Source organism: Pseudomonas sp. P5_A12 (assembly GCF_056400685.1).
Window position 1 is genome coordinate 1 of the sequence record NZ_JBFUKU010000142.1, and the last position, 14,182, is coordinate 14,182.

At 59.6% G+C, this 14,182-nt stretch carries 6 protein-coding genes; 4 read left to right on the forward strand and 2 right to left on the reverse strand.

The window, feature by feature from the left end; genetic code table 11:
• Positions 1 to 7,914, reverse strand: a 7,914-nt coding sequence (locus tag AC1DSG_RS18620) for a peroxidase family protein (RefSeq protein WP_477792193.1), incomplete at its 3' end; no start/stop codon positions are given.
• A gap of 674 nt (positions 7,915 to 8,588) precedes the next feature.
• On the opposite strand from AC1DSG_RS18620, the gene AC1DSG_RS18625 reads away from it, so the two are divergent.
• From AC1DSG_RS18625 to AC1DSG_RS18640, 4 genes are all read left to right on the forward strand, one after another.
• Positions 8,589 to 10,325, forward strand: coding sequence for a type I secretion system permease/ATPase (locus tag AC1DSG_RS18625; RefSeq protein WP_477792194.1), 1,737 nt, complete (start codon positions 8,589 to 8,591; stop codon positions 10,323 to 10,325).
• Between the two features lie 6 nt (positions 10,326 to 10,331).
• Positions 10,332 to 11,672, forward strand: a complete 1,341-nt coding sequence (locus AC1DSG_RS18630) for an HlyD family type I secretion periplasmic adaptor subunit (protein WP_477792195.1) — start codon at positions 10,332 to 10,334, stop codon at positions 11,670 to 11,672.
• Positions 11,673 to 11,677: 5 nt separating this feature from the next.
• Complete coding sequence (locus tag AC1DSG_RS18635) at positions 11,678 to 13,006, forward strand: TolC family outer membrane protein (protein ID WP_477792196.1); 1,329 nt, start codon at positions 11,678 to 11,680, stop codon at positions 13,004 to 13,006.
• A gap of 213 nt (positions 13,007 to 13,219) precedes the next feature.
• Entirely contained in the window at positions 13,220 to 13,420 is a 201-nt protein-coding gene (locus AC1DSG_RS18640) for a hypothetical protein (protein WP_477792197.1), read from the forward strand.
• A 184-nt stretch (positions 13,421 to 13,604) separates the two neighbouring features.
• Here the strand turns inward: AC1DSG_RS18640 and AC1DSG_RS18645 are convergent, their stop codons facing one another.
• Entirely contained in the window at positions 13,605 to 13,940 is a 336-nt protein-coding gene (locus tag AC1DSG_RS18645; RefSeq protein ID WP_477792198.1) for a hypothetical protein, read from the reverse strand.
• Between the last annotated feature and the right edge of the window lie 242 nt (positions 13,941 to 14,182).

Sequence of the window (14,182 nt, forward strand, 5' to 3'; positions counted from 1 at the left end):
GTCGAAACGCACCAGTGCCGAGGCACCCGAACCCGGCACCACCGGTACATCGAAAAAGCGGTCAGTGAAATCGACGCTCACGCCTTGTGCGAGACCCTTGAAGGTGGCCCAGTCATAACCGGAGCCGCCGATGTAGCGGTCACCGAGGCCGAGACTGCCAACCATGATGTCGTCGCCGCCTTCGCCGTTGAACTTATCGTTCTCGTTACCGCCGATGAACACATCGTGGCCGATCACCGGATCGTTGCCGAGCGGGTCGAAGTTGTCGCCAGGTGCACCGTCCGACGTGCCCTTCTCGATCCAGTCGTTGCCTTCGTTACCCATGTCCTGCTCGTTGGCTTTGCTGCCCAGGATGAAGTCGTTGCCCTGACCACCAATGGCTTCGGAAGCGTCCTCACCGGTGACGATGAAGTCATTGCCGAACCCGCCAATGATCAAGTTGATGCCATTGCCTCCGTGCAACACGTCGTTGCCGTCGCCACCCTGGATGTTATCGTCGCCACCAACGTCGGTGATGATGTCGTCGCCGGCACCACCGCGCAGCTGGTCGTTGCCGTTACCGCCTTCGATGCGATCGTTGCCGGCATCACCCCAGACCGTGTCATCGCCTTCACTGGAGATGAGGATGTCTGCGCCGTTGGTGCCGCCCAGCACGATGTGCTCGGCACCGGTGTATTTGATGTAGTTGGTGTCCGCCCCCGCGGTCAGCGGATTGTCGCGGAACACCACCTGCGCTCCGCCCTCAAGCGGATCGACATTGCCCAGGCCTTCGTTGAACTGCTTGCTCCGGTCCACTTCCAGATAGAACCCTGGGTCCGAGAACACCAGGCCCGGCAAGTGGGTGGCCGAGGTATTGGCCATGATCAGCTTGGCGAACGAGTTGCTTTCCAGCTCGGCATTCATCGACAGGCCAGAGGTACGCTCCAGGTAATAGAAGCGATCGCCGTCCTGCAGTTTTTCCATCTGGTTCTCGAACACGAAGTTGAAGGTCGAGCCGAGCATGCCGCCGAACGGGGTTATCGCTTCGGCCAGGCCGCCGATCCAGAGGTCGATGGCATCCACGCCCGTGACCGTCACGCCCTTCAGATCATCGGCAGTCCCCGGCAACCCATCCCTGCCATCCAGCGTTACGTTGGCGTAGGCACCGGTGCTGTTGAGGAAGTCCAGGCGATCAGCCGGCGCACCGGCACCACCGAACACCAGCGCCAAGGCTGCGGCGCGTTTGCCATCCAGTGTGGTCGCCGCGGTGATCGTGTCATGCGTGCCATAGGCCGCGATGAAGTTGATCAACGACTCCGGATGTTTGAGGTGCTGCACCAGGTCGACCCAGCTGGTGTACGGCTTGAGTTGGGTATCACCGGTTTGGTTGTAGACGTCGCGGCGGATCGCATTGAGTGAAGGAATCCCGACGTCGCGGCCACGGGCGATGTTGATCGCCGGCAGGTCGAGCGGCAGGCCGAGCAGGTTATTACGCAGCGCCTCGGTGACGAACTCGTCGATTTCGTTACCGGCCTGGCGAGTCACCCCACGGATGATCGCACTGGTCGCATCCTCTGGCGTCAAACCACTGGCGGCGTACGACAGCGGGTTGAGGAACGCCGCGATCAAGCCGAGCTGCTGATTGGGATTAGCGCTGTTCGGATCGCCAACCACGTTGAAGTTCGCGTCATAGCGATCGACGGTCTCAGTCAGCATCGAGTGGCCAAACCGGTACACGGTGTGGGCGAACTCGGCGACGATCGAGGCATCGAGGTCGACGTCATAGACCTGGGTCGGTGCGAAGAACAGGTCGACTCGAGGTTGAATGGTCCGCGCAAACTCCTCGAACACCAGGTGCTGATACTGCATCTCGGTGCCGAATTTGGCAGCCTGGAACAAGCGCTCGCCATTCCACACCAGCGCATCAATCTGGGCCTGGTTGACTGGCAACGCGTTCACCGGATTGAGCAGCCACTCGTTGAGGAAGGCCACGTCACCCGAATCGAGCACGGTGTCCATGGTTTGCGCGACCAGCCGATTGTGCTCGGCGTGGAAGATCGCATGCACGGCGGTCAGGCCGATGTTCTCGTTGACCCGACCGTCGCCGGCGATGTAGTGAGCGTCGAGCAGTTCGTTGTCATAGGTCAGGTTGTTGCCCTGCGCGCCAACGGCCTGCGGATTGCCGACATCGGTATCACCATCCGCCTGCAGAACCCCGCCGACGATTACCGGCACGGCATTGTGCGCGATGTCGTTGAGGAAGGCATGGCTGGTGCGTACCGCGTTCACGAGGCTGACCGGATTGGCCGGATCGCCTTCGACAAGAACGTCATCAGCCGTGCCGCCAAGACCATCAACCCCCTTCATCACAACTTGCGGGAAGCCGTTCGGCCCCTTGATAAAGTTGCCAAAGGCGTCAGTCGCCAGCAGCGGACCGCTGTCGATATCGGCGTCGGTCAGGTTGATGCCGAGAACGTCGCGCGCCTGGGCCTTGACCACCTTCCAGGTCGCCATACCACCGATTTCGGTGTCGTCTGCGGTGCCATACTTGCCATCCGCCCCCAGGTCAACGTTAGTGATCAGCCTGCCGGTCGCTATCGGGCCGCTGGCGGTCAGTTCATAACCGCGCAGGAATACCTGGTGCGACGGGTGCGAGCTGTAGGTCTGGTTTTGGTCCACGAACGGCGTGGTGGTGTTGGTGTGCTCATGGATGTCATCGGCCGTGCCGAGAACGCCATCCGCCCCTGGCAAGTTGGTCGCGCGAGTCAGCACCATGAAGTTAGTGTTGCCGCCTGGCACAAACAGCGGATCATCCGGTTGCAGCGGAATGAAAACCGTACCCGAGCCACCCTTGGTCACGAGATCGAGACCATGGTCGAAAAACTGCCCGAAGAAGGTCATCCAGGAGTTGAACGGTGCGGACAAGCCCGCATCCGGAGCGGTGTTCTCGAACATGTACACATCGTGGTCGTCGGCAGTACCGAACTGACCATCCATGCCGGGGCTGGCGACTATCCGTACACCATCCTTGAGCACGTCGTCGTTACCCGCCGTGCCGAAGTTGAGCACACCGTCCACACCCGGGTCGTAAGCCGTGGCATAGGCCGCCGGGTTGTTCGACGTCTGGTCGACGATCAGATTACTGATGGTGCGAGGTTGCGAGTCAATCACCAAGCCGCCGTTACTCGCATACGTCGTTCCCGCTTCCGCTGGATTGAAGACCGGATCGGTCAAGCGCGGAAAGACGTTATCGGCAGCACCAAACCCGGTGTTGTTGGTGCCGTTGAGGTTCAGCAGGTTGTTGTTCGACCCATCGACCGTACGCAGGCCCAACGGCGCGCGAATATTCGGGATCAGCGAGAGGATGTCCTGACCGTCCGCGACTGCCTCGGCAATCTTGATCTGATCAAGAATGAAGTTGAGGTCGGAGCGGACCATGTGCAGGCCTTCGCCACCCGCCGTCGCATCGACCACAGGGGTCTGCGCCGTCGGCACAACCGGCGCGCCGGGAGCCACCACGGAAGTCGGTTGCGAGAACACTATTTCAGTCGTGCCATGAGCATCCAGGTAGATCGCCTTGACCCGCAGTGACAGCCCGGCAAGGTCCGGGGAGACCTTGAACGCGGTGCCGTCGGCACTCTGGAACGCCAGGTCGCCGGCCGGCAACAGGATGATGTCCTCGAATACGCCGCTGCCTGGATTGGCCTCGAACTGCCAGTAGTAGGACACTGAAGAGTTGTTGAGCGTACCCGTCGGATTACCCGCCGCGATGTTGTCGGCATCACGCACCGCGGCCACGCTGACTCTCAACGTGTCGCCCACCGTGATTGCCCCGCCGTTTGCATCCGTGACGGTCGGACTGTTAACCGGTTGTGCATTCAGCCCCGTCACCAGCACTTGCTGGGTATCGGCGAACTGCAGGCGTTCGATATGCAGCAGGGTATCGGTACCATCGCGACCGGCGACGGTATCTGCCACCGTCCAGACATCGTCCGCCAAACTGGCCGTGCCGCGGGTGTCCTGAATCACCGTGTACTCGGACTGAACCCCGGAGAAAATCGCGGTGTCGAAGGCCGCCCCGCCCGTCGAGGTGCCGGGGAGAATTTCCCGTACAGCCTTGAGTTGACCCGGGTTATAGGTGCCGTCCAGCATGAACGGGATCATATCGACCATGCTGTCGAAGCTGGCGACCTCCGCACCGGTATGGTTGACGTCGCCGGGAGCATAAACGGCGATTCTGACGTTGATCCATTTGTCGCCATCGATCAGATCATCACCGCCGCGACCTTCGATCAGGTCACTGCCATTGCCACCGAGGATGATGTTGCCAGTGGCAAAGCCGGTGGTCGGCAAACCGGCATCGGACAGGAACTGCGCCAGTCCGCGAATCAGTGCCACATTGGTCAGCGCACTGCCCGTGGCGCCACCGTGGTTGATGATGGTGTCCGCATCGACATTATCGCCTTTGAGCACATCGGCGAAGTTCGAACCGGACAAGCCTTCGACCTCGGCAAAACGGTCGAGAATCGAGGCCGGTGAAGCGCCGACCGGATTGAACACCCCGGTGTTCTGGTTTGGCGCGTTGCCGTGTGGCTGCGCCAGCGCCGCCAGACTCAGGTCAGCGGTTATGCCAAAGTTGTCATTTTTGTAGGTGATCCAGTCGAAACCGGACATGCCGTCCATCTTGTCCTGGGCATCGCTGCCGACAAAGATGTCATCGCCACCCTCGCCGATCATTTCGTCGAAGCCACCGCCACCGACAAAGATGTCATTGCCGAGCACATCGTCAGTGAGCAATGGCGCAGCGTTATCGCCAGGTGCACCGTCCTGGGTGCCTTTTTCGATCCAGTCATCACCTTCGTTGCCGGTAGGTGGCAGGTTGGTCTTGGCACCGAGGATAAAGTCGTCACCCCGACCGCCGAAGGTGGTGGTGATGTCTTCCGTGGTGACAATGAAGTCCTGCCCATCACCCCCCAGGATCAAGTTGCCTAAAGCAAGCATGCTACCGGCCACGATCACATCGTTACCGGCATTACCTTCCAGACGGTTGTCGCCGAACGAGTCAGTGATGATGTCATCGCCCGCACCGCCAAGCACCGCATCGTTGCCGGCGCCGCCTTCGAGACGGTCATTGCCTTCGTCGCCGTAAACGGTGTCRTCGCCTTCACCGGAGATGATGATGTCATTGCCGGCGGTACCGCCCAGGACAACATGGTCTTCACCGGTGTAATGCAGATAATTACTGTCCGGACCTACGGTGTCGGGGTTGTCGCGGATTACTAGCTGCACGACCTCCACGCCGTTGATCATGATGCCGCCCGTTGGATCGGCTTTGAGGTCCGCGCCAAGGTTCGTGAACTGCTTGGTCTGATCTACTTCAAGGGTGAACGTCGGCGTCAGGAACACGGTGTTCGACAGGTGAGTGACATCGGTATTGAGCATCATCAGCTTGGCAAAGGAGTTGTTCTCCAACTCGGTGCCGAAGTTCAGACCCGCGGTACGCGACAGGTAGTAGAAGCGGTCACCGTTCTGCAACGACTCCAGCTGGGTTTCAAACACGAAGTTGAATGTCGAACCGAGCATGCCGCCGAACGGCATTTTCTCCTCGGCGAGGCCACCGACCCAGAAGTCGATGTCGTCGAGACCCGTGATTGTCACGCCCGTCAGGTCGTCTGCAGTGTTCAGTACCCCGTCCTTACCGGCCTGCGTGACGTTGGCCCAGGCACCGGTGCTATTGAGGAAATCCAGGCGATCAGCTGGCGAACCTGCGCCACCGAATACCAGCGCCGAGGCTGCAGCGCGTTTGCCTGCCAGCGTGGACGCCCCCGTTATCGTGCTATGTGTACCGAAGGCAGCGATGAAGTTGACCAACGACTCGGGGTGCTTGAGGCTGTCCACCAAGTCAGCCCAGCTGATGTACGGCTTGAGTTGGCTGTCGCCGGTTTGCGCGTAGAACTCACGCCGCGCCTCATTCAAGGTGGGGATGCCAGTGTCGCGGCCACGCGCCAGGTTCAGCGCCGGCAAATCGAGCGGCAGACCGAGCAGATTGTTGCGCAACGCTTCGGTGACGAACTCGTCGATCTCGTTTCCGAGTTGACGGGTCACACCGCGAATGATCGCCCCTGCCGCTTCGTCCGCAGTCGCCCCGCTACCGGCAAACGCCAGCGGGTTGAGGAAGGCTGCGATCAGGCCGAGTTGCGAGTCCGGGTTGTTCGGGTCAGTGAGGAGCGGATTGAACGCGGGGTCGAAGCGGTCGACGGTCTCGGTCAACATCGAGTGACCGAAGCGGTACACCACGTGGGCGAACTCGGCGAGGATGGCCGGGTTGATCGAGGTGTCATAGCCGTTGGGTGCAAGGAATTCGTCGATCTGTGGCTGAACGGTGCGCCCGAATTCTTCGAACACCAGGTGCTGGTACTGCATCTCGGTGCCGAACTTGGCGGCCTGGAACAGGCGTTCGCCGTCCCACACCAACGCCGCGATTCCGGCGGGTGTAGTGGGTATTGCGGTCACGTCGTCTATCAGCCACTGATTGAGGAAGGCCAGGTCACCGGAGGTCAGGATGGTTTCCTTGGTTTGCTCGACCAGGCGGTTGTGCTCGGAGTGAAACACATGGTGCACGGTGGTCAGGCCGATGTTCTCGTTCGCCCGACCGTCGCCGGCAATGTAGTGAGCGTCGAGCAGTTCGTTGTCATAGGTCAGGTTGTTGCCGAGACCGTCAGTTGGCTGCCCATTGCCGATGGCGGTGTCACCATCGGCTTGCAGAACCCCGCCGACGACGACTGGCGCGGCATTGTGGGCGATGTCGTCGAGGAAGGCATGCCCGGTGCTCACAGCGTTAGCCAGACTGATCGGTGCAGCCCGGTTGCCTTCCACCAGTTGAGTGATGTCATCAGCCGTGCCGGCGATACCGTCGGCACCGTTGCTGACGCGCATCACCACCTGCGGCATGCCGCTTGGCCCGCGCAGGAAGTTGCCATAGGCATCGGTTGCCAGTAGCGGAATGTTGTGCACATTGGCGTCGGTCAAGTCGATGCCGAGAATGTCACGGGCCTGGGCCTTGACCACGGCCCAGGTCGCCATGCCGCCATCTGTGCCGTCGCTGTCATCGGCCGTGCCAAACCGGCCATCGGGGCCGAGATCGCGATTGGTAATCAAGCGCCCTGTAGCAATAGGGTCACCTGCTGCGTTGAGGACGTATTCGCGCAGGAACACCTGATGCGATGGGTGCGAGCTGTAGGTTTGGCTCTGGTCCACGAACGGCGAGGTGGTGTTGGATTGATCACGTATGTCGTCCGCCGTACCGAGAACGCCATCCGCCCCTGGCAGGTTGGTCGCGCGGGACAGCACCATGAAGTTGGTCTGGCCGCCCGGCACGAACAACGGATCGTCCGGCATTAGCGGAATAAACACGATTTGGGTACTGCTCTTGGTCACAAGGTCGAGGCCGTGGTCAAAGAACTGACCGAAGAAGGTCATCCACGAGTTGAAGCCCGCGGTAAGACCGGCGTCCGCCGACTCGTTGGGGATGAAGAACACTTCCTTGTCGTCGGCCGTGCCGAACACGCCATCCTGACCGGGGCTGATCACCGGGGCCGCGCCGCCGTTCGCCGCCACCGCAGCAGGGTTGTTGGCGGTCTGGTCGACGATCAGGTTACTGATAATCCGTGGCTGCGGATCGGTCACCGAGCCGGTCCCTGCGTAAGCCGCGTTTTGATACTGGGGATCAAGCAAACGCAAGAAGGAGTTGTCCGCGGCGCCAAACTCGCTCTGCCCGGCGACCAGGTTGTTGAAGCTGCCATCGACAGTACGCAGGCCGAAAGGCACCTGACCGTTGGGCAGCAAATCAATAAGACTGGCGCCGTTGGCATGCGCCTCTGCGATGAAGATTTGCTTCAGGATGAATTCCAGGTCCGCCTTGTTGAAATTAGCCATTTCGATTGCCCTCGAACTATATGGAGAAAGGCACGGGACGATAAAACCCACCCACGCCCAGTCACGTGCTGGCTTGCGCTGTTTTTCTGATTATTTTTTGGCGAGAACCGGCGCAGGAAAGGCAAAGTCGCTCCCCGGGATGTGCACCTGGAATTCGCGGAATGTAGTGCTCGCCGGATGATCAGGCAGAGCGACTACAGGAGGTGGGTGGGCCATGGAAACTGGAAGTAATGGAGAACTTCCTGAACGGCCCCTTCACTCTGCAATAGAACGAAATGATCGACATGTTTTGCTCCTTCAGGGAAATCACCGCGCCTTGCGTTGCCAACGTAAATGGCAAGCTCCAGGCAGGCGGCCCCCCCGGATAACTAAGACTAAAGTTCCATAGCAAACGAATGTCAATTTTATGCCGCAAAAAGCAGACGACCGGACATGGAATCCGTAACTGCCTGTTTTTGCGTGACTTATGGAATTTTAACAGCAGCTATAGAGCAAAATGTTATTTCAGAGTGCTTCGTCACGACCTACGCTTTTGCTTGCGGGAGCTACGCAGAGATTTCGCAAGAATCGCCAATAGAGCGACCAGCCTGCGAGTCGACCAGCGACCTACAAAAACACATCTACCGTTAAGCTGTTGAGCTGGAGGGAACCGGCATTTCGAAGGGGAGATCCTAATGCAAAAGCAGTCGAGCACCCGTTCTGAACTGGCCGACACGCTCTTTCGCCTGCGCCACAGTTTTTACGCACTGGCAGGGTTCAGCGGCGTCATCAATGTCATGATGTTGACACCCGCCGTGTACATGCTGCAGGTCTATGACCGGGCCTTGGTCAGTCGCAACGTCACGACGCTGACGATGTTGACCGTTTTGGTGATAGGCCTGTTCTTGCTGATGTCCACGCTGGAATTGGTCCGCACCCGCATGCTGATCCGGGTCGGCAACAACCTCGACATGGACCTCAACCGGCGCATCTTCACCGCCGCCTTCGAGCGCAACCTGAGCCGCGCCGGAGGTAATCCGGCCCAGGCCCTGCAAGATCTCGCGCAGGTTCGTCAATTCCTCACTGGCAATAGCCTGTTCGCTTTCTTTGATGCGCCGTGGACACCGATTTACCTGTTAATCGCCTATCTGATCCACCCGCTGCTCGGACTGCTTACTCTGATCGGCTCGCTGATTCTGGTGGGCCTGGCTTATCTGACCGAGAAGGCGACGCAGAAGCCGTTGGCCGAAGCCAATCAGGCCTCACTCTCCTCCTCCAGCTACGCCAACAACAATCTGCGCAACGCTGAGGTCATCGAGGCCATGGGCATGCTGCCGGCGATCGGCAAGCGCTGGTACCAAAGCCATTTGCGCATTCTGGAAATGCAGACCCTGGCCTCCGACCGCGCCGCCATGATCAGCAGCACCGGACGCTTCGTACGTATCACGTTGCAGTCGCTGATCCTCGGTGCCGGCGCGCTGCTGGCGATCGAAGGCAAGATCACCCCAGGGATGATGATTGCCTGCTCGATCCTCACCGGCCGCGCGCTGGGCCCGGTGGAACAAGTCATCGCGTCATGGAAACAACTGCTCGGCTGCCGTACCGCCTGGGGCCGGCTCACCGAAATGCTGAACGAATATCCGCGCCGGCCACCGAGCATGTCGCTGCAGCGGCCGATGGGCATGCTGGCGGTGGAGAATGTGTATGCCGGTTCCCCTGGAACCAATAACACCATTCTGCGCGGCGTGAGCTTCAGCCTTGTRCCCGGCGAAAGCCTTGGCGTTATCGGTCCATCTGCCTCGGGCAAATCCACCCTCGCCCGCCTGCTGGTTGGCGTATGGCCGGCGCAGGCCGGCAAAGTGCGCCTGGACGGCGCGGACATCTTCACCTGGAACAAGGGCGAACTTGGCCCCTGGCTCGGCTACCTGCCACAGGACGTGGAGCTGTTCGAGGGCAGCATCGCCGACAACATTGCGCGCTTTGGCGAAGTGGACAGCGATGCGGTCATCCGCGCCGCCAAGGCCACGGGAGTGCACGAGATGATTCTGCGTTTTCCGCAGGGTTATGACACTCGCCTGAGCACCGATGGCAGCCCGCTTTCCGGCGGTCAGAAGCAACGCATCGCCTTGGCCCGTGCGCTGTATGGCGAACCCAATCTGATCGTGCTGGATGAGCCTAACGCCAACCTCGACGACGTCGGCGAAAAGGCCCTGGTCGATGCGCTGGCCAAACTCAAGGAGCGTGGCGCCACCGTCATTCTGATTTCCCATCGTCCCAACGTGCTCTGCGCCGTCGATCAGGTGCTGATGCTGCGCGACGGCGGCGTGCAGATGCTCGGCACGCGCGACGAAGTATTCGCAGCGCTACGCAAGGCCGCTGTCATGCCTGCAGGCGCGTCAACTACGCTGGCCTCCGTCAAATCACGGGAGTGATCGATCATGCAAATGAGCCCACACACCGAGATGATTCATATCGATCCCAAGAACGTGGTGGATCTGAACATCAGTAAACCCGCGCGCTGGGGCATCTGGCTGGTGATCGCCGGCTTCGGCGGTTTCCTCCTGTGGTCCTGGCTGGCGCCGTTGGATGCCGGCGTGGTAGCCACAGGCACGGTCAAAGTCACCAGCAAAAGCAAAGCCGTGCAGCATCTCAGCGGGGGTACCGTGGAGGCGATTCTCGTTCAAGAAGGCGATATCGTGACCAAAGGTCAGGAAGTGGTGCGTCTCGACTCCTTGCGTGCCGTTGCCGAACAAGGTGCGGTCAGCGCCCAGTACATCGTCAGCAAGACCGTGGAAAACCGCCTGGAAGCGGAACGTGACAATCGCAATGTGGTGAACTTCGATCCCGAGTTGCTCAAGCGTTTCAGGGGTGACCACCGCCTGATGGCCGCCATGGACCTGCAACAGCGCCTGCTGGACACCCGGCGCGCCGGTCTCGCTGGAGAAATCAGCATCCTGGAGGAAAACCTCGCGGCGTCGGCGGTGCAGCTCAAGGGCCTGCACCAGGTCTATAGTGCCCGCGGTTCGCAGATCAACTTCCTCAACCAGGAACTACAAGGCACCCGCGTGCTGGCGGCCGAAGGCTATGTGCCGCGCAACCGCCTGCTTGAGCTGGAACGCAGCAATGCCGACCTCTCCGCCGGTCAGGCCGAGAACCTCAACAACATCGCTCGCGTGCGCAGCCAGACCACCGAAATCAAGCTGCGCATCCTGCAGCGCCAGCACGATTACCTGAAGGAAGTCGAATCGCAACTGACCGACACCGCCAAGGAAAACACCACCCTGGCCGACCGCTTGCGCGCGCTGGACTATGAAGTGACCCACACCGTGATCCGCTCGCCCATCGATGGCATGGTCCAGGCCCTGAGTATTTCCACCGTCGGCGGGATCATTCAACCCGGCTTCAAGATCATGGAAATCGTTCCGCTCAACGAACCGCTGCAGGTCGATGCGATGATCCCGGTGCAGGCCATCGACAAGATGGTCCCCGGCCTGGCCGTGGACATTGCCTTCCCTGCCTTCAACCATGCCCAGACGCCTAACATTCCCGGCCGCGTGAAGACCATCTCCGCTGACCGCCTGCTCGACGAGGCGAGCAAGGAACCGTTCTATCTGGCCCAGGTCGAAGTCACGCCCGATGGCATGGGCCTGCTGGGAACCAATCACATTCGCCCCGGCATGCCCGCCAGCGTCACCATCAAGACAGGCGAACGCAACATGATGAGCTATCTTCTTAAACCAATGCTCGACCGTGTAAATAGCTCATTCAAGGAACAATGAAATAAATGGAACGTCATTGCCTGTTCTTCTGCCTGCTAGGGCTGGCTTTACCGGCTAGCGCCATGGACCTTAAACAAGCCTGGGACCTGTTGCAGTTCCAGGGCCCCATCTACCGCGCCGCCGTGCATGAAAAGGAGGCCGGTTCGGAAAACCGCGCCATCGGCACGGCCGGCCTGCTACCGCAGATCAATGCCTCGGCGTACGACAACAAGGTCAATGGCTCCCAACGCCAGAACGGGGTTGACAATGATCTGGACTACACCTCCAAGGGCGCTAACGTGCGCCTGCGCCAACCGCTGTTCAACAAACAGAAGATGGCCGAGTACCGCCAGGGTCAGCAGCGTGCCGACTACAGCGTCGCGGTGTTCGATGCCAAGACTCAGGACGCCGCGGTGCGCCTGGCTGAAAGCTATTTCGACGTGCTCCTGGCCAGCGAAACCATCATCCTGGCCAAGTCCAAGCTGCGCGCCTTCGACGAGCAACTCGCCTCAGCGAAACGGCGCATGGAACTGGGGGCCGGCACCATCACCGACATCGACGAGTCGGTCGCCCGCCGCGACCTCGCCGATGCCGAACTGATCGAAGCGCAGGACAACCTGGTCAACGCGCGCAGCAAACTTGAGGAATATATCGGTGAGACCCCCGAATCGCTGACGACCTTACGTCCCAACTTCGATACACCGCCGCTGCAGCCTGGCAACCTGCAGGACTGGTTGGTCAAGGCCCAAACCGATAGCCCGCTGATCCTCGCGCGCCGTTATAGCCGCGACCTCGCCGAAGAAGAAGTGAAGCGCGCCAGCGCTGGCCACTGGCCAACGCTGGATTTCATTGCCGGCTACACTGCCGGCCAGAGCCAATCACTCTCCGAGTTGAATCAACGCAACCACTACGGCTCAATCGGGCTGGAAGTCAATTTCCCTCTGTTCAGCGGTGGCGGCGTCAGCGCGCTGACACGCCAGGCCAGTGCTAATAGCGATAAGGCCCTGGACGAGCTCGACGCCACACGACTGGAAGTCATCTCAGGAACTACCCGTGAATTTCGCGGCATACAGAGTGGCGCCAAACGTATTCACGCGCTGGAAAGAGCCGTAGAGTCCAACGAACGCTCACTGATTTCGACACGCAAGGGCTTCAAAGAGGGCGGCACAAGCACCAACGTGGACGTCCTCAATGCCGAGGAGCTGCTCTTCGTTGCGCGCCACGATCTGTTCGAGGCCAAGTTGCGCTATTTGATGTCGCACCTGCGTCTGGCCTCCTCGGTGGGCAGTCTGGGCGACGACGATATCGACCAAATCAACAACTACCTCGGCCCGGAACTGCTGGTCACCAACTGACTTTAACCTGCCGCCGGTCGAACCAAATGATGGCTGACCGGCGATCCACCCCGGGGTAACTCAAGTTGATAGTTGCCCGACATCCCACTTACACCTGAACTGAATGCACCATTGCAGTGCAATGCATTGGCGAAAAGCTGATTTTTCAACTAGGGTCTCTACGCAATCAAATGTCCCACGCTTATGCGTGGGCGACTGATCAAGGAGAGATAAATGATGTCCGTTCGCAATGCCGAAAAAACCTATCGTGCCTGGTCGAGCCCGATCCTGCTGGAACTCAAGGAGAGAGAACACCAACTGGACCCCACAGCGCGTCAGGCACTCGACAACATTTTGGTAGAAAGACGGCTGATTAACCTTGGCAACCCTTCAGGCACTGGTCGGCGAAACGCTGATCACGACACACATCAGTAACCCGCGTGCGCATGTCTTTTTAAAAATCTACCTTTCGCTCATGCAAGCAGAAGTTCGATATCCGGGCACGATCCCGATCAACAAAACCACGGGGCAGTTCGAGGCCATGCGCAAATAGGCGGCTTGATCGACGTCAGCCGGGAAGAATTACCGCGTTGATTAGAGCGCTACGCGCCCATTCAACTTACAAACATGCCTTGACTGACTTGCGCATCGCGTCGGACTTGGCCCACGGCGGCCCCTGATACAGTGAAACCCGGCTGCCGCCCTTGTATTTGACGATGTCCAGTATTTCATCTGCGGTGATGATGCTCGGCGCCGTGATCCGGTAGCCATTGGAAATGCCCATCTGAGTTGTCTTCGGAATTTCTTTCTGCCACGCAGGCAAGATGCACGCAGCCAGTTCTTTCGGTGGTTTTTCACTGTATTTGCTGACGTTAGGCTCACCCGGCACCACAGACGCTGGCAACGAACAACCTGCCAGCATCGCCAGCATTATTCCACCAATGAACATCCGCATGACGCACCCTTATTCCGTAAAACGCGAAATGTACCGCGTCGTCGTCCGGACATCCATCTCTTGAACACAACTCAGTGTGAAGCACTGTTTTGAGGAGGATCTGGATAAGTTGTTTTGTTCAGATAGGCCATCCACCGTTCATACGCTTCATGTTGCCATTGCGTGACCCGCTCCCAGTCTGGGCCACTCAATTGATGAGCTGAAATCAGGCTCATCATCTCTGAAGTCGCGGCGTCCAGATC